This window comes from Blastococcus sp. CT_GayMR20 (assembly GCF_004570345.1).
The window spans coordinates 60,184-81,583 of record NZ_SPQM01000003.1; the positions used below are offsets into that span (position 1 = coordinate 60,184).

At 71.9% G+C, this 21,400-nt stretch carries 25 protein-coding genes; 20 read left to right on the plus strand and 5 right to left on the minus strand.

The genetic code is table 11. The features are described 5' to 3' along the window. Positions 1-9 precede the first annotated feature (9 nt). From E4P40_RS01475 to E4P40_RS01485, 3 genes are read left to right on the plus strand one after another with little or no spacing between them, the layout of a single operon-like run. A complete protein-coding gene (locus tag E4P40_RS01475) occupies positions 10-1,020 on the plus strand; it encodes a hypothetical protein (protein ID WP_135156901.1) in 1,011 nt (336 codons plus the stop codon). Between the two features lie 32 nt (positions 1,021-1,052). Continuing rightward, positions 1,053-1,526, plus strand: a complete 474-nt coding sequence (locus E4P40_RS01480) for a hypothetical protein (protein ID WP_135156899.1) — start codon at positions 1,053-1,055, stop codon at positions 1,524-1,526. A 33-nt stretch (positions 1,527-1,559) separates the two neighbouring features. After that, on the plus strand, positions 1,560-1,970 hold the full coding sequence (locus E4P40_RS01485) for a VOC family protein (protein ID WP_135156897.1): 411 nt from the start codon (positions 1,560-1,562) through the stop codon (positions 1,968-1,970). Here the strand turns inward: E4P40_RS01485 and arr are convergent. Beyond that, positions 1,967-2,428 (minus strand): NAD(+)--rifampin ADP-ribosyltransferase, encoded by a 462-nt coding sequence (arr, locus tag E4P40_RS01490; protein WP_135156895.1) that lies wholly within the window; start codon positions 2,426-2,428, stop codon positions 1,967-1,969. The genes E4P40_RS01485 and arr overlap by 4 nt on opposite strands. A 61-nt stretch (positions 2,429-2,489) precedes the next feature. On the opposite strand from arr, the gene E4P40_RS01495 reads away from it, so the two are divergent. Continuing rightward, positions 2,490-2,711, plus strand: a complete 222-nt coding sequence (locus E4P40_RS01495; protein WP_135156893.1) for a hypothetical protein — start codon at positions 2,490-2,492, stop codon at positions 2,709-2,711. 215 nt (positions 2,712-2,926) lie between these two features. Here E4P40_RS01495 and E4P40_RS01500 read toward each other — a convergent pair whose 3' ends face one another. Next, complete coding sequence (locus E4P40_RS01500) at positions 2,927-4,330, minus strand: helicase HerA-like domain-containing protein (protein WP_245160082.1); 1,404 nt, start codon at positions 4,328-4,330, stop codon at positions 2,927-2,929. Positions 4,331-4,452: 122 nt separating this feature from the next. On the opposite strand from E4P40_RS01500, the gene E4P40_RS01505 reads away from it, so the two are divergent. After that, on the plus strand, positions 4,453-5,475 hold the full coding sequence (locus E4P40_RS01505; RefSeq protein WP_135156885.1) for a lipase: 1,023 nt from the start codon (positions 4,453-4,455) through the stop codon (positions 5,473-5,475). Positions 5,476-5,491: 16 nt separating this feature from the next. Here the strand turns inward: E4P40_RS01505 and E4P40_RS01510 are convergent, their stop codons facing one another. Next, on the minus strand, positions 5,492-6,442 hold the full coding sequence (locus tag E4P40_RS01510; RefSeq protein ID WP_135156883.1) for a helix-turn-helix domain-containing protein: 951 nt from the start codon (positions 6,440-6,442) through the stop codon (positions 5,492-5,494). A 231-nt stretch (positions 6,443-6,673) separates the two neighbouring features. On the opposite strand from E4P40_RS01510, the gene E4P40_RS01515 reads away from it, so the two are divergent. From E4P40_RS01515 to E4P40_RS01525, 3 genes are read left to right on the plus strand one after another with little or no spacing between them, the layout of a single operon-like run. After that, entirely contained in the window at positions 6,674-7,495 is an 822-nt protein-coding gene (locus E4P40_RS01515) for an alpha/beta hydrolase (RefSeq protein ID WP_135156881.1), read from the plus strand. A gap of 11 nt (positions 7,496-7,506) precedes the next feature. Next, positions 7,507-8,370 (plus strand): alpha/beta hydrolase, encoded by an 864-nt coding sequence (locus E4P40_RS01520; protein ID WP_135156879.1) that lies wholly within the window; start codon positions 7,507-7,509, stop codon positions 8,368-8,370. A gap of 5 nt (positions 8,371-8,375) precedes the next feature. Continuing rightward, complete coding sequence (locus tag E4P40_RS01525) at positions 8,376-9,152, plus strand: MBL fold metallo-hydrolase (protein WP_209305161.1); 777 nt, start codon at positions 8,376-8,378, stop codon at positions 9,150-9,152. A 39-nt stretch (positions 9,153-9,191) separates the two neighbouring features. Here E4P40_RS01525 and E4P40_RS01530 read toward each other — a convergent pair whose 3' ends face one another. Next, positions 9,192-9,428 carry a hypothetical protein gene (locus tag E4P40_RS01530; RefSeq protein WP_135156875.1) on the minus strand — a complete coding sequence of 79 codons (237 nt, stop codon included), beginning with the start codon at positions 9,426-9,428 and terminating at the stop codon, positions 9,192-9,194. A gap of 48 nt (positions 9,429-9,476) precedes the next feature. On the opposite strand from E4P40_RS01530, the gene cutA reads away from it, so the two are divergent. Then, positions 9,477-9,809 (plus strand): divalent-cation tolerance protein CutA, encoded by a 333-nt coding sequence (gene cutA / locus E4P40_RS01535; protein ID WP_135156873.1) that lies wholly within the window; start codon positions 9,477-9,479, stop codon positions 9,807-9,809. A 65-nt stretch (positions 9,810-9,874) separates the two neighbouring features. After that, complete coding sequence (locus E4P40_RS01540; RefSeq protein WP_135156871.1) at positions 9,875-11,698, plus strand: bifunctional diguanylate cyclase/phosphodiesterase; 1,824 nt, start codon at positions 9,875-9,877, stop codon at positions 11,696-11,698. 6 nt (positions 11,699-11,704) lie between these two features. On the opposite strand, the gene E4P40_RS01545 is transcribed toward E4P40_RS01540, so the two are convergent. Then, positions 11,705-11,992 carry a DUF6343 family protein gene (locus tag E4P40_RS01545; RefSeq protein ID WP_135156869.1) on the minus strand — a complete coding sequence of 96 codons (288 nt, stop codon included), beginning with the start codon at positions 11,990-11,992 and terminating at the stop codon, positions 11,705-11,707. Positions 11,993-12,038: 46 nt separating this feature from the next. Between E4P40_RS01545 and prfB the strand changes: the two genes are divergently transcribed. The 10 genes from prfB to E4P40_RS01595 all read left to right on the plus strand — a co-directional run bounded on the left by prfB (position 12,039) and on the right by E4P40_RS01595 (position 21,342). After that, complete coding sequence (prfB, locus tag E4P40_RS01550; RefSeq protein WP_135156867.1) at positions 12,039-13,151, plus strand: peptide chain release factor 2; 1,113 nt, start codon at positions 12,039-12,041, stop codon at positions 13,149-13,151. A 93-nt stretch (positions 13,152-13,244) separates the two neighbouring features. Then, complete coding sequence (gene ftsE / locus E4P40_RS01555) at positions 13,245-13,925, plus strand: cell division ATP-binding protein FtsE (protein ID WP_209305164.1); 681 nt, start codon at positions 13,245-13,247, stop codon at positions 13,923-13,925. Positions 13,926-13,973: 48 nt separating this feature from the next. Beyond that, on the plus strand, positions 13,974-14,858 hold the full coding sequence (gene ftsX / locus E4P40_RS01560; protein WP_135156863.1) for a permease-like cell division protein FtsX: 885 nt from the start codon (positions 13,974-13,976) through the stop codon (positions 14,856-14,858). Positions 14,859-14,980: 122 nt separating this feature from the next. Further along, positions 14,981-15,457 (plus strand): SsrA-binding protein SmpB, encoded by a 477-nt coding sequence (gene smpB, locus E4P40_RS01565; RefSeq protein ID WP_135156861.1) that lies wholly within the window; start codon positions 14,981-14,983, stop codon positions 15,455-15,457. Beyond that, positions 15,454-16,377 carry an NADP-dependent oxidoreductase gene (locus tag E4P40_RS01570; RefSeq protein ID WP_135156859.1) on the plus strand — a complete coding sequence of 308 codons (924 nt, stop codon included), beginning with the start codon at positions 15,454-15,456 and terminating at the stop codon, positions 16,375-16,377. The genes smpB and E4P40_RS01570 overlap by 4 nt, the downstream gene beginning before the upstream one ends. Before the next feature lie 76 nt (positions 16,378-16,453). Next, complete coding sequence (locus E4P40_RS01575) at positions 16,454-17,350, plus strand: amidohydrolase family protein (RefSeq protein ID WP_135156857.1); 897 nt, start codon at positions 16,454-16,456, stop codon at positions 17,348-17,350. Continuing rightward, on the plus strand, positions 17,350-17,727 hold the full coding sequence (locus tag E4P40_RS01580; protein WP_135156855.1) for a VOC family protein: 378 nt from the start codon (positions 17,350-17,352) through the stop codon (positions 17,725-17,727). Before E4P40_RS01575 ends, E4P40_RS01580 begins: the two co-directional genes overlap by 1 nt. A gap of 43 nt (positions 17,728-17,770) precedes the next feature. Then, complete coding sequence (locus E4P40_RS01585; RefSeq protein ID WP_245160081.1) at positions 17,771-18,778, plus strand: GNAT family N-acetyltransferase; 1,008 nt, start codon at positions 17,771-17,773, stop codon at positions 18,776-18,778. Positions 18,779-18,788: 10 nt separating this feature from the next. Next, positions 18,789-19,670, plus strand: coding sequence for a hypothetical protein (locus tag E4P40_RS01590; RefSeq protein ID WP_135156853.1), 882 nt, complete (start codon positions 18,789-18,791; stop codon positions 19,668-19,670). Positions 19,671-19,719: 49 nt separating this feature from the next. Then, the gene (locus tag E4P40_RS01595; protein WP_135156850.1) at positions 19,720-21,342 is read left to right on the plus strand and encodes a DASS family sodium-coupled anion symporter; all 1,623 of its coding nucleotides are present in this window, start codon (positions 19,720-19,722) and stop codon (positions 21,340-21,342) included. The last annotated feature ends 58 nt before the right edge of the window (positions 21,343-21,400 follow it).

Here is a 21,400-nt window from a genome sequence, read left to right on the forward strand (position 1 = left end):
GATGCGGCGGTGGGCAGGGGCGCGCACAGGCGGCGGTCGAACCACCGCGTCGGTGGTCTGCTGCTCGGCGTCCTGCTGATCGCCGTCCTCGTCGTGGTACTGGCCGAACCCGTCGCGGAACCGCGCGGGGACCGGCCGTCGGCCGACGCCACCACTGCCCCGTCGGAACCGCCGACCACCACCGCCCCGGTGGTCGAGGAGACGTCGCCCTACGCCGGCGTCGGCACGTGGCTGTCGCGGTACCGGTTCACCCGGGAGTTCGGCGGCGCGGTTCCGCCGGTGACGCCGGCCGTCGTCGACACGATGGCCGAGGCGGGCATCCGCACGATCTACCTGCAGCCGGCCGCCGACGACCCCCGGTACCCCGGGCTGCTGAGCACGGACGTCCTCGGCGACTTCCTCGTGCGGGCGCACGCGCGCGACATGCAGGTGGTCGCCTGGTACCTGCCGCGCTTCGGCGACATCGCCGGCGACCTGCGGAGGCTGGAGGCGATCGCGGAGTTCCGCGTCGACGGACAGGGCTTCGACGCGGTCGCCGTCGACATCGAGTTCACCGACGCCGTCGCGCTCGCACCGCGGAACGCGGCGCTGATCGAGCTGTCGCAGCAGCTGCGGGCCGCGCTGCCCGATGTCGAGCTCGGCGCCGTCGTGCTCCCACCGGTGGTCACCGACGTGCTGAACTCCGGGTACTGGCCGGAGTTCCCATGGGCGGAACTGCGCGACCTCTACGACGTCTGGCTGCCCATGGCGTACTGGTCCAACCGGTCGGAGGAGGGGTTCACCGACCCCCACTGGTACGTCACCGAGAACATCGAACGGGTGCGCCGGCACCTCGACGACCCGTGTGCGACCGTCTCGGTGATCGGCGGCTACGACGCCCAGGAGACGTCCGACGACTACTCGGCCATGGCCCGGGCGGCGACCGAGCAGCAGGCCATCGGCGTCTCCATCTGGGACTGGCCGACCACTCCGCCGTCCGCGTGGCCGGCCGTCGAGGACTACGACGTCTCCGGCTGCTGACGCCTCGCGGAGAAGCAGCGCATGCTGGGCACATGGCCTGGCTGCCACCGGAGGACCTGCCGCCGCCCCGGGTACCGACGTCCGAGGTTGCCGCACTGGTGGACGCAGGCCCTCCCGGACCGGACAACCCGGTGACCGTGGCCGCCGTCTTCTGGACGGCGGTCACCGAGCCCGACGGCCCGAACCTCGACGTCCTCAGCGTCATCGTCACCCCCGAGAGCTGGCGGGGGTGGGGCACCTTCGCCGGCCCCGCCGAGCTCCTGCTCGGCTACGGCATGGCGTCGGAGGCCACTCCGTCGGTCGACGACCCGGACGTCGTCTACATCACCTACCTGCGCGACACCGGCGAGACCACCGGGCCGCCGCCGGACATGGTCCTTGTCGGGGACATCGCCATCGCGACCCTGGTGCGCCGGCCTCGGCTGGGCGGCTGGCGGGTGCACGCGCTCGGCGACTACGTCAGGCCGGAGAACGTTCCGCACGACGACCAGGCCCCGCTACGTTGATCTCCCACTCGACCTGCTCGGAGGGAGCTCCCCGTGACATCTCGGCTGAACCCCTACATCGGTTTCTCGGGCAACGCACGCCAGGCCGCGGAGTTCTACCGGGACGTGTTCGGCGGGGACCTCGCCGTGGACACCTACGGCGGGAGCGGCATGGCCGCCCCGGGTGACGAGGACAAGGTCATGCACGCCCAGCTGGAGACGCCGGCCGGCTACACCCTCATGCTCTCGGACGCGCCCGCCGGCATGGAGCCCAGCACCGGCAGCAACATCTCCATCAGCCTCAGCGGGGACGACGCCGACGACCTCCGCGGCTACTTCACCAAGCTCGCCGAGGGCGGCAGCGTGACCATGCCGCTGGAGAAGCAGGTCTGGGGCGACGAGTTCGGCATGTGCGTCGACCGGTTCGGGATCCAGTGGATGGTCAACATCTCCCAGCCGTCCTAGTCCTCGATCACGTCCAGCCCCTGCTCCCGCAGCTGCGCCAGGTGGTCCAGCATCCCCTTCAGCACCTCGGGGTCGTGGCCCTCCCAGTCGTCGACCTCGCCGACGACGCGCAGCGGATGGCGGGTGCGGTAGGACTCCGTGGGGTTGCCGGGGAATCTCTTGTTCGTCACGTTCGGGTCGTCCTCGAAGGGGCCGACGGGCTCGACGACGTAGATGCGTCCCCGCTCTCCGTTCCCGGCCGGCGCGGTCGCCAGCTCCGCACCCCAGATCGCGGTGTCCACGAGGGCGGTGAAGTAGATGTGGTTCGACACCCGGCCCGCCTGGAAGTTGGAGCCGTAGCCGGGGACCAGTTCGTCGCCGACCTCGAGCACGGACCTCGTCCCGTGGAAGAAGGGTCCCTGGATCTGCTCGCAGTGGTCGTAGGTCACGGGGACGTACGTGCTGCCGTTCTCGCCCATCCCGTCACCGTATGGGGACCCACGACAGGCCGACGAGGGCCAGAGGTGGTACTCCCTGTCCATGAGCGGGAGTGAGTACGTGATCGGTCGGCGAGCAGGTGCCGGCGGCGGTCCGGTCGGGGAGCGGCACGCGGTGGTCGCCGTCGCCACGCGCAAGGACGGGCCGTACCGGGCGGAGTGCGGCGCGAAGGTCGACGTGGTCGACGGCGACTGGCCCCCGGAGGGCGGGGACGAGCACGCCTGCCCGGTGTGCGTCCGTGACACCGGGACTCCCTGGGGCTGACCCGCTCAGCGGCGGCGCCGGCGGTTGCCGAAGATGCCGCGCGTCAGCTCGCGGCCGAGCGCCGAGGCCGCCGAACGCGCGAAGGACCGGAACGCCGCGGACCCGAGCACCGTGCCGACGACGTCGTCCCCGGGCGGTTCCTCGGCCCGGCTCCGCCGACGCTGTGCCGGCTCGCGGATCTCCGGCCACGGGTTCGGCAGCTCGGGCTCCGGTGCCTAGGCCGGCGGGGGCGGCGGCGGGGGAGCGAGGCGGGCGGCCAGGCGCTCGTAGGCCGACTCCCGGTCCACCGGCTGCCCGTACTTCACCCACAGCGGCGAGCCCGCGACGGCAGCCGACAGGACGGCGGGATCGACCGGTGCCATGAGCGAGCGCGGCGCGCGCAGCATCGTCCAGGCCACCGGCGTGGGTGAGCCGCGCTCGGACAGCACCGTCACCGCGGCCTCGCCCGTGCCCAGGGACGTGAGCATCTCCGCGACGTCGTAGTCGTCGGACTCGGGAAACGTCGACACGGTCCTGCGGAGGGCCTTGGCGTCCTCGGGGGTGAACGTGCGCAGGGCGTGCTGCACGCGGTTGCCGAGCTGGCCGAGCACCGCGCTCGGGACGTCGGTCGGGTTCTGCGTGACGAAGAAGATGCCCACCCCCTTCGACCGGATGAGCCGCACGGTCTGCGTGACCGACTCGAGGAACGCCTTGCTCGCCCCGCTGAACAGCAGGTGCGCCTCGTCGAAGAAGAAGACCAGCTTGGGCTTGTCGAGGTCGCCGGCCTCGGGCAGCTCCTCGAACAGCTCGGCCAGTAGCCACATGAGGAAGGTCGAGAAGAGGGCCGGGCGGTCCTGGACGGCGGCCAGCTCGACCGCCGTGATCACGCCGCGGCCGTCGGCCGCGGTCCGCAGGATGTCGGCCGGCTCCCACTCGGGCTCGCCGAAGAAGACGTCGCCGCCGAGCTCCTCCAGCCCGATGAGGTTGCGCAGGATCACGCCCGCGGTGGCCGACGACAGCCCGCCGAGGCTCTTCAGCTGCGGCTTGCCCTCGTCGCTGACCAGCCAGCTGACGACCGACCGCAGGTCCTTGAGGTCGAGCAGCGGCAGCCCGGCGTCGTCGGCGTAGTGGAAGATCAGCCCGAGCGAACTCTCCTGCGTGGGGTTGAGGTCGAGCACCTTCGACAGCAGCACCGGCCCGAAGTCGGTCACCGTCGCGCGCACCGGCACCCCCGGACCCAGTCCGCCCAGCGACAGGAACTCCACCGGGTAGGACGTCGCCGCCCACGGGTCACCGGTGCCGGTGGCCCGCTCCGTGATCCGGTCACCCGCGGCGCCGGGCTGGGCCAGCCCGCTCAGGTCCCCTTTGATGTCGGCCAGCACGACGGGCACCCCCGCCGTCGACAGCTGCTCGGCGATCACCTGCAGCGTCTTCGTCTTGCCGGTGCCGGTCGCGCCCGCGATGAGGCCGTGCCGGTTCATCATGGCCAGCGGCACCCGGACCTGCGCCTCGGGATGCGGCACGCCGCCGTGCATCACGGCGCCCAGTTCCAGCGCCGCGCCCTCGATCGCGTAGCCGGCCGCGACCCGGGCGGCGGTCTCCGCGCCGGCGTCCCGCGCCTGAGGGCTCGACTCGCTCACAGCGGGACCGTAACGGCCGGTCCCGCTGCCCGCTGCGGAATGCCGAGCACAACCGGACGCCGCACCAGTCGTTCCCATACCGGGCGGGCACGTCGCGCGCCCGGTGGAGCGGAGGAGTTCCTGTGCGCCGGAGTCCGTCCAGGCTGGTGATCGTGGCGGCCGCGCTGCTCGTCCTCTTCGGCGGCGGGACGGCGACGGCCACGCCCGCGCCGTCGGCCGGTGAGTTCGCGCCGCTGGACAGGCCCGGTCCCCGGCTCAGCGTGCCGGCCGCCCACTTGGACGCGGCGCTCACCTGCAACGGGTCCCTGAAGGGCCTTTCCCGTGACCCGATCCTGCTCGCGCCGGGCACGACCATGAACCCGGAGGTGAACTTCGCCTGGAACTACGAGCGGGCGTTCACCCGGCTCGGGTGGCGCTGGTGCGCGGTGACCCTCCCGTACGACGCCACCGGTGACATCCAGGTGGCAGGGGAGTACGTCGTCCACGCCCTGCGCACGATCAGCAGGCAGTCGGGCCGCGACGTGGACGTCGTCGGGTGGAGCCAGGGCGGCATGGTCCCGCGCTGGGCGCTGCGCTTCTGGCCCGACACCCGCGCGCTCGTCGACGACCTCGTCGGCCTCAGCCCCTCCAACCACGGCACGTCGGTCGCCGACGCCGCCTGTCAACGTGACTGCAACCCCTCGTTCCACCAGCAGGCGTCGCAGTCGCGCTTCCTGCAGGCGCTCAACAGCGGCACGGAGACGTTCGCCGGCATCGACTACACCGTCGCGTACACGAACGCAGACGAGGTCGTCGTGCCGAACGCCGGACCGGCCCGGAGCTCGGCGCTGCACTCCGGTCAGGGCCGGATCGCCACCATCGCCCTGCAGGAGGTCTGCCCGGCGAACGCGGCCGACCACTTCGCGATCGGCAGCTACGACGCCGTCGGCTACGCGATCGTCGTGGACGCACTGCTCAACGACGGCCCCGCCGTGCGCGCCCGGATCCCGCTGACCACCTGTGGCCAGCCGTTCCAACCCGGGGTCGACCCCGCGACGTTCCACCGCGACTACGCCGCCTTCCTCCGCTACGCCGGCGACGGCTCGGGCAACGCTCCGTCGGAGCCGGACGAGCCGGCCCTGGAGCCGTACGTGTTCGCCCGTTGATGACTCCTCGGGGCGGTCAGCCGTCCGCCGCGTGCTGCCAGTCCCGCGGGCTCAGGCCGTAGGCGGCACGGAACCGCCGGGAGAAGTGGCTGGCGTCGCGGAAACCGCACGCCCGGGCGGTGGCGGCGACCGCCCGCCGCCGTCCGGCCGGAGTCCGGAGTTCAGCGCGCGCGGCCTCGAGTCGCCGGCCGATGATCCACTGCTCGAGGCTCGTCCCCGCCCCCGCGAAAGCCTGGTAGAGCTGCCGCACGGACACGCTGTGCGCCGCCGCGATCCCCTCCGGCGTCAGCTCCGGGTCCCTCAGGTGCTGCTGGACGTAGGTCGTGACCCGCGTGAGCAGGGTGTCGGCCAGGACCGGCGGCAGGAGCCGCTCGTCCGCGGCGGCCGAGACCAGGAGAGCCCGCAGGAGCTCGGTGGTCGCCGTTCCCAGGATCGCCGCGGCCGGGTCGGCTGCCAGCTCGTCGGCGGACCGTGCGAGCCGGGCCAGGTGCCGGAGCACGAGCTCGTACAGCGGGCTCGCGGGTAGTCGCCCTGCGGCGCGTCGGACGACGTCCACCGGCAGGGCGAGCTGCTCGTAGGGGACCTGGAAGGCACGTGAGCCGCCGGTGCCCTCCCAGGAGAAGGAGTACGGGGCGGTCAGGTCGTTGAGCATCAGATCGCCCGCGCCGACGAGCTGGTCGCGGCCGAACTGCGTGAACCGGCCCTGCCCGTGCGGCTGGACCGCGATCGCCACCACGGCCGGCGCCTCCATCCGCACGTGCTTGGGCGTCCGGACGAGCCGGAAACCCGACGAGTCGGCCGTGAAGAGGTTCCCCCGGCCGCACATCCACAAGTTCATCCGTGCCTGGATCCGGTCGGCCGGGGCGAAATGCTCGATGCGGCACGGCACCGATGCCTGGCCCATGGCCGCGCGGAACGCGTCCACCCGCTCGTCGACCGGCAGACCGGCGGTGTCGAGAAGCAGCATGGCGACCCCCGGGGAGCGACTCGGCCGTCGCGGAATCACGCGGCGCGGACCGGCGTCCCCGTTGACCGGCCGAGCATCGCAGAGCGCTCCCGCGCAGGGAACGCCTCAGCGCGGGAGGAGGTCCTGCAGAGAGGGACCGGAGCTGTGCACGTACAGGCCACCTGCGATCCGGGCCGACTGCCAGGCTCGGCGATACGGATGAGCCGACAACTAATTCGCAGGGAGACAGGCATGGCCTTCTTCACGACCGACGACGCCACCGAGATCTTCTACAAGGACTGGGGCAGCGGTCAGCCGGTCCTCTTCAGTCACGGCTGGCCGCTCAACGCCGATGCCTGGGACGGCTCGATGCACCACATCGCGTCCCACGGCTTCCGGGCGATCGCCCACGACCGGCGGGGGCATGGTCGCTCGTCACAGCCGTGGGACGGCAACGACATGGACACCTACGCCGACGACCTGGCCGGGCTCATCGACTCGCTGGACCTGCACGACGTGATCCTGGTCGGCCACTCCACAGGCGGCGGTGAGGTGACCCGGTACATGGGCCGCCACGGCACCGCCCGGGTGGCGAAGGCGGTGCTGCTGGGTGCCGTTCCGCCGCTGATGCTGAAGACCGACGCCCATCCCGACGGCCTGCCGATCGAGGCGTTCGACGGGATCCGCGCGGGCGTCGCGGGGAACAGGTCGCAGTTCTACCGGGACCTGGCCGTCCCGTTCTACGGGATGAACCGGGACGGCGCCGACGTCCCGCAGGGCGTCGTCGACGCCTTCTGGATGTGGAGCATGCAGGCTGGTCTCGCAGGGGCGCTCGACTGCATCCGGGCCTTCTCCGAGACCGACTTCACCCAGGACCTGCACCAGATCGACGTCCCCGTGCTCGTCGCCCACGGCGACGACGACCAGATCGTGCCCTTCGCCGACTCCGCGCCGAAGACGGCGGAGCTGTTGAAGGACGCGACGCTGAAGGTCTACCCCGGCGCGCCGCACGGCCTGACCGGAGCCCATGAGCAGGAGTTCAACGCCGACCTGCTCGCGTTCGCGCGGGCGTGAGAGGAAGCGACATGACCGACATCCCTGCCCCGCGACCGGCCGACGGACCTGCGCCCGGCGGTCCGGACACGATCGTGCTCGTCCACGGCTTCTGGGTGACCCCCCGCAGCTGGGAGAACTGGAAGACCCACTACGAGGCCAAGGGCTTCCGTGTCCTGACGCCGGCCTATCCGGGTTTCGAGGTCGAGGTCGAGGCGCTGAACGCCGACCCCAGCGTCATCGCGGAGCTGACCCTCCCGACGATCATGGCGCACCTGGAAGGTGTCGTCGGTGCGCTGGGGAAGCCCCCGATCCTCATCGGCCACTCCGCCGGCGGCACGCTGGTGCAGCTGCTGCTCGACCGCGGCTACGGAGCCGTCGGTGTCGTCCTGAACTCGGCACCCACCGAGGGCGTGCGGGTGCTGCCGCTGTCCCAGCTGCGGTCGACCTTCACCGCGTTCAAGAACCCGGCCAACCGGCACCGCGCCGTCCCGCTCACCTACGAGCAGTGGCACTACGCGTTCACCAACACCTTCGACGAGCCGGAGTCCCGGGCGCTCTACGAGCGGTACGCGATCCCGGCGTCCGGGCGGATCCTGTGGGACTCGGTGCTGGCGAACTTCATGCCCGGTCCGCAGGACGCGGCGGTGGACTACGAGAACCAGGACCGGCCGCCACTGCTGTTCATCTCCGGCAGCGAGGACCACATCATGCCGCCGAGCGTGCAGCGCTCCAACGTCAAGCACTACACGTCCGGCGTCCTCACCGAGCACGAGGAGTACCCGGGGTACGCGCACCTGCTCCCGGCGCAGGAGGGCTGGGAGGCCCTCGCGGACCACGCGCTGGAGTGGGCGCTCGGGCACGCGGTCCAGCGGCAGGCGGCCGGCCAGCAGTGAAGGACGTGCGGCTCACCCACATCGGCGGGCCGACCGTCCTCATCGAGGTGCACGGCTGGCGGTTGCTGGTCGACCCGACGTTCGACGCCCCCGGCCGGAGGTACGCCTTCGGCTGGGGGACGTCGTCGCGCAAGGTGACCGGTCCGGCCGTGGCGGCCGCCGACGTGCTGCCGGTGGACGCGGTCCTGCTCAGCCACGACCACCACGCCGACAACCTCGACGACGCGGGGCGGGCGCTGCTGCCTGCCGCCGGGGTCGTGGTGACCACGCTGCCCGGCGCCCGGCGGCTCGGCTCCGCGCGGGGCCTCAGGGCCTGGGACACGACGGAGCTCACGGCCGCCGGGCGGCCGCCGATCGAGATCACCGCCACCCCGGCCCGGCACGGCCCACCGCTGAGCCGGCCCGTCGCCGGTGCCGTCGTCGGCTTCGCGTTGCGGTGGGCCGGTCAGGAGGACGGCGTGCTCTGGATCTCGGGGGACACGGTGCTCTTCGACGGCGTGCGCACGGTGGCCGAGCGCCTGCGGGTGGACACCGCGCTGCTGCACCTCGGTGGCGTCCGGTTCCCGGTCACCGGTCCGCTGCGGTACTCGATGACGGCCCGCCAGGCCGTGGAGCTGTGCCGCCTCCTGCGGCCGCGCACCGCCATCCCGGTCCACTACGAGGGGTGGTCGCACTTCCGGCAGGGACGCGACGCCGTGGAGGCGGAGTTCGGCCGGGCGCCGGGCGAGGCCCAGGCCCTGCGCTGGCTCCCGCTGGGGGTGGGCGTGGACCTGGCGGCGTGACGGGAGGTGGGCCCGTCACGCCGCCCGCCAGTCGTCGGGTCAGCCGCCGCGCTCCACCTCCGCCTGGACGACACCGCGCAGGGCGGTGAGCAGCGCCTCGTCCGAGGCGTCGCCACGGTCGATGGCCTGCCGCGCGCCGGCGGGCAGCAGATCGAGGTCCACGGTGTCCAGCCACGCCACGTCCGAGCCGTTGCGGCGGCCCACCTCGAGCCCCTCACCACCGCTGCGGAGGACGTACTCCTCGCTGTCGATCCTGATCGTCATGTCGTCGGTCATGACCGCCACCTACCCGCATCCCCCTCGGATCCACGCCAGGATGGCGGTGTGGAGGAAGAGTTCTGCGAGATCGTCGTGACCGGCCCGGACGCCGACTGGCTCGCCGGCTACACCCGGACCCTCGTCGACGAGCGGCTGGCCGCGTGCGGCCACACCCTGGCCGCCGTCCGGTCGGTCTACCGCTGGGACGGCGCCGTCCACGACGAGCCCGAGGCGCGGGTGGCGCTGCACACGCGCCGCTCGCTGGTGCCGGAGATCCTCGGGCGCACCGCGGAGCTGCACCCTTACGACGTCCCGTGCGTGATCGCCCTGCCGCTCGTGGGCGGCAACCCGGCGTACCTTCGCTGGATCGCCGACGAGACCAGGCCACCGGAGAGCTGAGCCCTCCGGCTCACCCGAGCGGGTGGGCCGGTCCCGTTCCGCTGCTCCTGCGGTCCCCCCTGCCGATGAGAGAAGCAGGGACGTCGGCCGGCGACGTCCGCGAGAAGGAGGGGGACGACGTGGGACCGCTCCCGGAACGCGCCGAGCCGTCCCTCGACGTGCGCCGCGCGGACGGCGCCGCCGCCGACGCCGGGCTGATGCGGTCCGTGCTCGACGCGCTGCCCTCGCCGACGGTCCTGCTCGACCCCGACGGCACGATCGTCATGGGCAACTCCGCGTGGACGGCGGCGGACGAGGAGTACGGCGGACACATCGCCGTCGGCGCCGACTACTACGCCAGCGCGCTGCGTCTCTGCGACGACGACGCCGCCCGGTACCTCGTGCACTCGCTCCGGGAACTGGCGCGCGGCGACCGCGCGCAGGTCTCCGTCGACCGCTCGCTGTCGAGCCCCGCTGGCGCCGGCACGCTGTGGTTCCACGTACAGGGCAGCCGGGTCGACCGGAGCGGGCACGTCGTCGTCACTCACACCGACGTCACCGCGCGCGTGCAGGCCGAGCGGACGTCGGCGTGGCAGGCGCGCCACGACCACCTCACCGAGCTGCCGAACCGGGCCCACCTCCACGAGCTCATCGACGCCGAGCTGCAGCGGGCCGACCGCCCCTCGGTCGCCGTGCTCTTCCTCGACGTCGACGGGTTCAAGGACGTCAACGACTCCCTCGGGCACGACGTCGGCGACGAGCTGCTCCGGCAGCTGGCGAGCCGGCTCCTGGCGGGCACCCGCGCCCAGGACACGGTCGGCCGCCTGGGTGGCGACGAGTTCGTCGTCCTCTGCCGTGACTGCGACACCGACGGCGCGGAGCACCTGGCCGCGCGGTGCCAGGCGGCCCTGGAGAAGCCGTTCGACCTCGGCGGCCGTGCCGTCCGGCTCAGCGCCAGCATCGGGATCGCCGCCGTCGGCCGGACCGACGACCACAGCTCCCGGTCGACCGACCTCGTGCGGGACGCCGACCTGGCGATGTACGCGGCGAAGGCCGCCGGCCGGAACCGGGTCCGCGTCTTCAGCCCCGACCTCAGGTCCGCGGTGCAGCAGCGGATGCAGCTGGCAGCGGAGCTGCGGGACGCGATCGAGAGCGACCAGCTCGTGCTGCACTACCAGCCGGTCATCCACCTGCCGACCGGCCTCGTCGACGGCGCCGAGGCCCTCGTGCGCTGGCGGCACCCGGAGCGGGGCCTGGTCCCGCCGTGCGAGTTCATCCCCCTCGCGGAGCAGTACGAGCTGATCGGCCCGCTCACCCGCTGGGTGCTGGCGACCGCGACCCGGCAGGCCGCCGCCTGGCACTCCTCGGGGCTGTCCCTGCTCGTCGGGGTCAACGTCAGTGCGGTGACGATCGCCGGTGGGACGCTCCTCTCCGACGTCGCCGCGGCGCTCGCCGAGTCGGGGCTGCCGGCCGACCGCCTGGTCATCGAGCTCACGGAGACGACGGTGGCCGACGACCCGGAGCGGGCGGCCGAGCAGTTCGCCTCCCTCCGCGTCTCCGGCGTCGAGGTCGCGATCGACGACTTCGGGAGCGGCTACTCCTCGCTCGGGCAGCTGGTCAACATCCCGGCAGGCGTGCTGAAGATCGACCGCAGCCTGGTGGCCGGCTCCCCGGACCGCCGGAGCCAGTCCGCCGCGGCGATCGCGGCGGTCGTCGCGCTCGCGCGCGCCTGCGGCATGCGGAGCCTGGCCGAGGGCGTGGAGACGGCCGAGCAGCTGGCGCTGGCGCAGGAGCTCGGCTGCACCTACGCGCAGGGCTTCTTCATCGCGCGGCCGATGCCGGCCGAGGACGTGCCCGCCTGGGTCGGCGCCCGGTCCGACGGGCTGCGGGCGCCGAGCGCGCGGCGCTGAACCCGCTCAGCCCGGCTCGCCACGGGCCTTGCGCCGGATGATCACGACGAGGTCCACGAGCGCGACGGCCGCGAGCACGAACAGCGCCACCGCCGTCCAGACCGGGAGTCCGGCCGCGAGGAAGATGATCCCCCCGGCGACGCAGACGACGAGACCGAAGCCGGCGAGCACCAGCCGCAGCGTCAGCGCGGACCGGGCCGGTGCAGCGCCGCCGAAACCGGCCGTCGGGTCGTGGTGGTCGGGGAGGCCCTGTTCGTAGTCCTCCCGCGACCGGGGTCTTCGCGGCTCGCTCATGCCGTGAATCCCTACCCCCGCGAGGGGCGCACTACCCTGGCTAGACGTGGCTGCCGACTTCGCCGTCGTACTCGACGAGCTCAACACGACCCTGAAGTCGATCGAGGCCGTCCTGCGCATCGACGACATGCGCAACGAGATCGCCGACCTCGAGCAACAGGCCGCGGCGCCCGACCTCTGGAACGACGTCGAGGCCGCGCAGGCGATCACCTCGAAGCTCTCCTACCTGCAGGGCGACCTCCGCCGCGTCGAGGAGCTGCGCAGCCGACTGGACGACGTGGCGCTCCTGCACGAGATGGCGGAGGAGGAGGGCGACGACGCCACGACCGCCGAGACCGAGCGGGAGCTGACCAGCATCCGCGCCGTCATCGACGAGCTCGAGGTCCGCACCCTGCTCAACGGCGAGTACGACTCCCGCGAGGCGCTCGTGACGATCCGCTCCGAGGCCGGGGGAGTGGACGCCGCGGACTTCGCCGAGATGCTCATGCGCATGTACCTGCGCTGGGCCGAGCGGCACAAGTACCCCACCGAGGTCCTCGACGTCAGCTACGCGGAGGAGGCGGGGATCAAGTCGGCCACCTTCGCCGTCAAGGTGCCCTACGCCTACGGCACCCTCTCCGTCGAGCAGGGCACGCACCGGCTCGTCCGCATCTCGCCGTTCGACAACCAGGGCCGCCGGCAGACGTCGTTCGCCGGTGTCGAGGTGCTGCCGGTGGTCGAGCAGACCGACCACGTCGAGATCCCCGAGAACGAGATCCGGGTCGACGTCTTCCGGTCCTCCGGCCCCGGGGGGCAGAGCGTCAACACCACCGACTCCGCCGTCCGGATGACGCACATCCCGACCGGCATCGTGGTGTCCTGCCAGAACGAGAAGAGCCAGATCCAGAACCGGGCCGCGGCGCTGCGCGTGCTCCAGGCCCGGCTGCTCGTCGTCCGGCAGGCCGAGCAGCGCGCCGAGATGGACGCACTCAAGGGCGAGGGCAGCAGCTGGGGCAACCAGATGCGCTCCTACGTCCTGCACCCGTACCAGATGGTCAAGGACCTGCGCACCGAGCACGAGACCGGCAACACCGCCTCGGTGCTCGACGGCGACATCGACGCCTTCATCGAGGCCGGCATCCGGTGGCGCCGTCAGCAGGAGACCGCAGCCCTGAACTGAGCGTCGCCGCCCGCGGGAACGAGTCCGGAGAGTTCCCGTGCGTCCGCCTCGGACGAGCAGCCGGGGCAGGTACCGTGGCGCCTCGTGATCGAAATGCAACACGTCACCAAGCTCTACCCGGCCAGCGGCCGGCCGGCCCTCGACGACGTGTCCACCGAGATCGACAAGGGCGAGTTCGTCTTCCTGATCGGGTCCTCCGGTTCGGGCAAGTCGACGTTCCTGCGCCTCCTGCTCAAGGAGGACACCCCCACCTCGGGCACCGTCGTCGTCAACGGCAAGACGCTGAACACGATGAGCAAGTGGCAGGTGCCCAAGCTGCGCCGGACCATGGGCTGCGTCTTCCAGGACTTCCGCCTGCTGCGCGACCGCACGGTCGCCCAGAACGTGGCGTTCGCCCTCGAGGTCATCAACAAGCCCACGCGGACGATCAAGCGGGTCGTGCCCGAGGTGCTGGAGATGGTGGGCCTGGAGGGCAAGGCGCACCGGCTCCCCAGCGAGCTCTCCGGTGGTGAGCAGCAGCGCGTGGCGATCGCCCGGGCCTTCGTGAACCGGCCGCTGGTCCTGCTCGCCGACGAGCCCACCGGAAACCTCGACCCGGAGACCAGCGAGGGGATCATGCTGCTGCTGGAGCGGATCAACCGCACCGGCACCACGGTGATCATGGCGACGCACGACTACCACATCGTCGACTCCATGCGCCGCCGCGTCATCGAGCTCAACGGGGGCCAGATCACCCGCGACCAGTCGCGGGGCGTCTACGGCGTCGGCCGCTAGTCCGGCCCGGCCCGACCGACCCCTCACGAACCCACTGACAGGGAATCCATGCGCGTCAACTTCGTCCTCTCCGAGGTGGCCACCGGGCTTCGTCGCAACCTGACCATGACGGTCGCGATGATCCTGACGACGGCCATCTCCCTCGGACTCATGGGCACCGGCCTGCTGATCGCCGGGATGATCTCCGACATGAAGGAGATCTACTACGACAAGGTGCAGGTCTCCATCTTCCTGGCCGACGACGTCACCGAGGAGCAGCGCACCGCCATCCAGACGGAGCTGGAGGGCTCGAACGAGGTCAAGAGCTTCATCTACGAGTCCAAGGACGAGGCCTACGAGCGCTTCCAGCAGCAGTTCAGCCAGCAGCCCGAGCTGGTCGAGAACACCCCCGCCGACGCGCTGCCCGAGAGCTTCCGCGTGGAGCTGGAGAACCCGGAGCGGTTCCGCGTCATCGCCGAGGAGTTCCCGAACGGGCAGAACGGCGTGGACCAGGTCCGCGACGAGGGCGAGTTCCTCGACCGCCTGTTCAGCCTGCTCAACGGCGCCCGCAACGCGACGATCGCCGTGGCGGTGGTCCAGGCGCTGGCGGCGCTGCTGCTGATCTCGAACACCATCCAGCTGGCCGCGTTCAACCGCCGCAACGAGACGAACATCATGCGGCTGGTCGGCGCCTCGCGCTGGTACACCCAGCTCCCGTTCATCCTCGAGGCCGCGGTCGCCGGCCTGATCGGTGCGCTGCTGGCGATCGGCGGGCTGATCCTCACCAAGGTGCTCTTCGTCGACAAGACGCTCGCCGGGCCGATCAAGGCGGGGATCATCCCGCCGGTCGACTGGTCGGCGATCGCCTTCATCAGCCCGATCATCGCCGCCGCCGGCGTGGGTCTGGCCGGCATCGCCGCCTACGTGACGCTCAGGCTGTACGTGCGCCTGTAGTTCGGCCCCTGCTCTTCCCACCGAGATCGGCGATCTGGTCGCTTCCTGCGCCTCTTGGCGACCACATCGCCGATCTCGCGGTGTTCCGAAGGCAAGATCGCGCTCCCCGGTAGCCTTGAGGCATGCCGCGGGAACAGGGGCGGAAGTTCATCGCCCAGAACAAGAAGGCGCGGCACGACTACTCCATCCTCGACACCTACGAGGTCGGCCTCGCGCTGACCGGCACCGAGGTCAAGAGCCTTCGTGCCGGCCGTGCCTCCCTCGTCGACGGGTTCGCCTCGATCGACGACGGGGAGGTGTGGCTGCAGCACGTCCACATCCCCGAGTACGTACAGGGCACGTGGACCAACCACGCCCCGCGCCGCAAGCGCAAGGTGCTCATGCACCGCAGCGAGATCGACAAGCTGGTCAGCAAGATCAAGGAAGGCGGGCTCACGCTCGTCCCGCTCGACCTGTACTTCAAGGACGGCAAGGTCAAGGCGACGCTCGCCCTCGCGAAGGGCAAGAAGTCCTACGACAAGCGGCACGACCTCGCCGAGCGGGACTCCCGCCGCGAGATCCAGAAGGCCTTCGGGCGGTACGTGAAGGGACGCCGTTGAGGGGTATCGCCTACGACCGGTTCGGCGACGAGAGCGTCCTGCAGCTGCGCGACGACCTGCCCGAGCCCCCGGTCGGCCCGGACACCGTCCTCGTCCGCGTGCACGCCGCGGGTGTGAACCCGGTCGACATGGCGATCCGCGAGGGCCACCTCGCCGGCGCGTACCCGCACCACTTCCCGATCGTCCCGGGGTGGGACGTGTCCGGGGTCGTCGAGGCCGCCGGTCCCGCGGTGACCGGCCTCGCCGCCGGCGACGAGGTGTTCGGCTACGTCCGCCGGGACGACGTCCAGTGGGGGACCATGGCCGAGCTCGTGCCCGCCCCGCAGCGCTGCCTGTGGCACAAGCCGGAGTCGCTGTCGTTCGCCGAGGCCGGGGCGCTGCCGCTCGCCGGGCTGACCGCGTACCAGGCGCTCACCGAGGCCCTCGACGTGGGCGAGGGTGACCGCGTCCTCGTCCACCGGGCGGCGGGCGGCGTCGGCTTCACTGCCGTCCAGATCGCCGTGGCGCTGGGCGCCCACGTGATCGGCACGGCCAGCCCGAGGAACCACGGCTTCCTGCGGGACGCCGGTGCGGCCGAGGTCCTCGACTACTCCGCCGGCCCGATCAGCGAGCAGCTGTCGGAGCCGGCCGACGCCGTCCTCGACCTGGTCGGCGGGGAGACGCTGGCCGACTCCCCGAAGCAGGTCCGCAACCCCTCCCGGATCGTGAGCGTCGTCGACCCCTCGGTCCGCGACCTCGGCGGCCGCTACGTGTTCGTCCGGCCCGAGCAGCACGACCTCGAGGAACTGGGCCGGATGGCCGACGCCGGCCAGCTGCGGGTGCCGATCGCCAAGGCGTTCCCGCTGGAACTGGTCGCCGAGGCCCAGCGGCTGGTGTCCGGCGGGCACGTGCGGGGCAAGGTCGTCGTCACGCTCCGATGACCGCGAGAGCGACGCCCGAGCGAGCACCGCAGGGAGCGCCAGCGACCGAGGAGCGGAACGAGGGCGGAGCCGAGCAATGACCTCGCTGCACCCGCCGGCCGACGACGCCGACGTGCCGCGGTACTGGCGCGAGCTGGGGCTGCCCGGGCTGGTCGACGTGCACGTGCACTTCCTGCCCGACCCGGTGCAGGCCAAGGTCTGGCAGTACTTCGCGCAGGCCGAGACGCACTACGGCGCTGGCTGGCCGATCACCTATGCGCTGCCGGTGGACGAACGCCTCGCCGTCCTCGACCGGCTGGGTGTGCGCGCCTTCCCGACGTTGCCGTACCCGCACAAGCCCGGCATGGCCGCCTGGCTGAACGAGTGGTCGGCCGCGTTCGCACGCCGCGACCCGCGGGTGCTGCGGTCGGCGACCTTCTACCCCGAGCCGGAGGCCGCCGGGTACGTCGCCGAGGCACTGGCCGGCGGCACGCGGGTGTTCAAGGTGCACGTGCAGGTGGGGCGCTTCGACCCGCGCGACCCGTTGCTCGACGAGGTCTGGGCCGGCCTGGAGGAGGCCGGGACACCGGTGGTCATCCACTGCGGGTCCGGTCCGCTGGCGGGCGAGCACACCGGGCCCGAGCCGGTGACCGGGCTGCTCGAGAGGTATCCGCGGCTGCAGTTGGTGGTCGCGCACCTGGGCATGCCCGAGTACCGCGACTTCCTCGAGCTGGCCGAGCGGTACGAGCGCGTGCACCTGGACACCACGATGTTCGCCACCGACTTCACCGAGCGGCTGATGCCGTTCGACCCTGCGGACCGGCCGCGACTGTCGGCCCTGCGTGCCAAGGTGCTCCTCGGCAGCGACTTCCCGTCCATCCCGTACCCGTACGCCCACCAGCTGCAGGCGCTGCACCGGCTCGGGCTGGGGGAGGAGTGGCTGCGCGCCGTCCTCTGGGAGAACGGCGCCCGGCTGTTCGACCTGGAGGCCTGATGCCCAGCTTCACCCTGACCGCCGCCGTCCTCGGCACGCCGGACCCCCGTGGACTGGCCCGCTTCTACCAGCGGCTGCTCGGCTGGCCGCTGCGGGACGACACCGGCGAGTGGGCGACGCTGCGGCCGGCCGACGGGAGCACGGGGCTGTCCTTCCAGCTGGAGAACGACCACGAGCCACCGGTGTGGCCGCCCGAGCCGGGCACGCAGCAGATGCAGCTGCACCTCGACATCCTGGTCGACGATCTCGAGGGGGCGTGCGCCGTCGCCGAGGACGCCGGTGCCACGCTCGCCGGTGGCCACGAGGACGACGACGAGATCGTGCGCGTCTACCGCGACCCTGCGGGTCACCCCTTCTGCCTGTTCGTGCGCCGCTGAATTCGGTGGCCGTCACCGCCTGCGCTGCCTAGCCTCGGCGTCCGTGGCCGAGCTTCCCGCGGTACCCGAGGGCCTGACCGTCCGGCCGATGTGCGCCGACGACGCCGTGCCCGTCGCCGCGCTGCTCACTGCGGCCGAGCAGGTCGACCGGACCGACGAGAACTTCTCCCCCGAAGACCTCACCGAGTGGTGGGACGGCTGGCAGGCCGACCTGGGCCGGGACGGCATCGCCGTCTGCGACGCCGCCGGCGTGGTGGTCGGTTTCGCCGTGGCCTTCGCGCCGCCCACGTTCCGGGACGCCTACCGCGTGTACCTCGAGGGGCGGGTCCGTCCTGATCTGCGCGGGCGCGGACTGGGTCGCATCCTGCTGGACTGGGAGCTACGGCGCGGGGCCGAGATCCACGTCGAGCGCCAGCCGTCGGCGCCGGGAAAGCTCGTGCTCAACGTCGTGGAGACGATGCCGTCCCTCGAGGGACTGGCGCGCCGGGCAGGGCTGACCGCCGAGCGCTGGTTCCGGGACATGGAGCGTTGGCTGACCGACCTGCCTGCCGCGCGGGCCGTCGACGGGGTCGACCTCGTCCCGTTCGCGTGGGACCGCGACGACGAGGTGCGGCGCGCGCACAACGTCGCGTTCGCCGAGCACCACGGTTCGGCCGAACGCGACCCGGACACGTGGACGGCGCTGTACACCGGGCAGCGCGCGTTCCGGCCCGACCTCTCGGTGCTCGCGATCGAGGACGACGTCCTGCTCGCCTACGTCCTGGCCTACGTGTACGAGGCCGACACCCAGGCGACCGGGCGCCAGCAGACGTACTTCGGCCAGATCGGCGTCCTGCCGCACGCCCGGGGCCGTGGGCTGGCGACGGCGGCCATCGTCGAGGCGCTCCGGGTCGCGGCCGGGGCCGGCTGCGTCGGCGCCCGCCTCGGCGTGGACACCGAGAACGTCACCGGCGCGCTGCGCCTCTACGAGAACCTGGGCTTCTCCACCGTGCTGACGCAGGTGGCGTGGTCGCAAGACCTCGCGCCGGAAGAGGCGGGCAGCGCTCAGTAGGGTGCGGCGCATGGTCAGTGTCGATCAGCCATCGTCCGTGCTCGAGCCCGCGATGGTGGCCCGCGCCCACCGTGCGGTGGAGCCGCTGCACTCACACATGTACTTCGCGCCGGAGCACGACGAGAAGCTGGGCGCCCTGGGGCTCAAGCCGGGCCGGATGAGCTACTTCGCCGGGCGGGCGGCGCCGATGGGCGCCGTCGGGGCGGGCGTCGTGACCGCGACCTTCTACAACTTCTCGCCGTCCCTCGTGGCGCACATGATCCCGCGCGCCTGGAGCCTGGCGTCACCCGAGCACATCCTCGCCGCGCGGCTCGACATCGCCCGGTCGTCGCTCACCAGGCTGCTCGGCGCCGAGGCCGCCGGGTCGGCGGAGGTGGCGGAGCTCGCCGAGCTGCTGCGCGAGGCGTGCGCCGTCCTGACGCCGGAGGGCCGGGCGCTCTACGCCGGCCACGCGGACCTGCCGTGGCCCGAGGAGCCGCTGCTGGCGCTCTGGCACGGGGCGACCCTGCTGCGCGAGCACCGGGGCGACGGTCACATCGCCGTCCTGCTGCACGCCGGGCTCACCGGTCTCGAGGCGCTCGTCACGCACACGGCCACCGGCCGGGGCTTCACCGAGCCGGCCGCCCGGGCGACCCGCGGCTGGAAGGAGGACGAGTGGGCCGCGGCCTGCGCCGCGCTCGCCGACCGGGGTCTCCTGGACGACGCAGGGCTGACCGACGACGGCACGAGCCTGCGGGCACACATCGAGACGCAGACCGACGCGCTGTCGGCCGATCCGTGGCTGCTGCTCGGACCCGAGCGCACCGCGCGGGTCGTCGAGCTGGGCAAGGGTCTGTCCCGCCGGCTGGTCGCGTCCGGCGCGTTCGGGGCAGGGATCTTCGCCGGGAGCTGACGAGGTCCTTCCTTTAGGGTCCGGGAAACGACCCGTCACGGGAGGTGCCATGACCGCAACGGAGCGGGCATCGGGGGAGCAGGTACAGCGCACCGACGTCGACGCCGCCTTCCGCGGCAGCGCGACCTACCGGAGCCTGGGGGAGCAGGAGCTCAGCCCGGCCGAGGAGCGCTTCGAGAAGGGGCGCCGGACCGTCGGGCTCTTCCTGGCCCCGGTGGTCACGATCGTCTTCGCGTTGCTGCCCATCGACCTGCCCCGGGACCAGCACCTGCTCGCCGCGGTCCTGCTCGGCGTCATCGTCCTGTGGATCACCGAGCCGGTGCCGATCCCGATCGGCGGCCTCATCGGCGTCGCGGCGATCGTCATCCTGGGCGTCGTCCCGTCCGACGACGCGCTGGCTCCGTTCGGCTCCCCGACGATCTTCACCTTCATCGGCGCGTTCATCCTCGCCATGGCGATGCTCAAGCACGGCCTGGCCCGTCGCTTCGCGATGTTCGTGCTCTCGCTGAAGTGGGTGGGCACCTCGACGTACCGCACGATCATCGCCTTCGGTGCGATCACCTGCCTGCTCTCGGCCTTCGTCAGCAACACCGCCACCGTCGCCATGCTGCTGCCCACCGCGCTCGGCATCCTCTCGGTCATCGCCAAGCTCCTGCAGGACAAGGAGCTGGTGAAGCCGGACTTCGACCCGCTGCGGCTGCGGGTCGGCGCCGCGCTGATGCTCATGCTCGCCTACGGGGCGAGCGTCGGCGGTCTGCTGACACCGGTCGGCACGCCACCCAACCTGATCGGCCGCGGGCTCATCGAGGAGGCGACCGGGGAGCGGATCGGCTTCCTCGACTGGATGCTCATGGCGCTGCCGATCTGCGCCCTGATGTTCGTCGCGCTGATCGTGGTGCTCCTGCTGCTCAACAAGCCGGAGATCAAGCGCATCGAGGGCGTCAGCGAGTACGTGCAGAAGGAGCGGGCCGAGCTCGGGAGCTTCTCCCGCGCCGAGAAGAACACCCTCATCGCGTTCGGGATCACCGTGTTCTGCTGGATCTTCCCCGGCATCATCGCGCTCACCGCCGGCACGGAGTCCGACCTCTACACCACGATCAGCGACCGGATGGACGAGGGCATCATCGCCGTCGTCGGCGCCTCGCTCCTCTTCCTGCTGCCGACGGACTGGAAGAACCGGGAGTTCACGCTCAACTGGAGCGACGCGGCGAAGATCGACTGGGGCACGATCCTGCTGTTCGGCACCGGCATCATCTTCGGCTCGCTGCTGGCCAGCACCGGCCTGGCCGAGACGATCGGGACGGCGTCGGCGGACACGCTGGGACTGAGCAGCACCTTCGCGATCACGATCTTCGCGGTGATACTCGCGATCATCATCAGCGAGACGACCAGCAACACCGCCTCCGCGGCCGTCGTGGTGCCGATCATCATCCCGGTGGCGATGGCCGCCGGCATCAACCCGTTCGTCCCGGCGCTCGCGGCCACCTTCGCCGCGTCGTTCGGCTTCATGCTGCCGGTGTCGACGCCCCAGAACGCGATCGTGTACGGCTCGGGTGTCGTGCCGATCACCAAGATGATCCGTTCCGGCATCTCGTTCGACGTCCTCGGTGCCCTGCTGATCGTGCTGCTGCTGCCGGTCATGGTGGAGCTGGTGCTGGGATCGGTCGGCTGAGGCCCGGTCACCCGGACGGGCGACGCCGGCTGGACAGCTCATGACACGATGGACGACG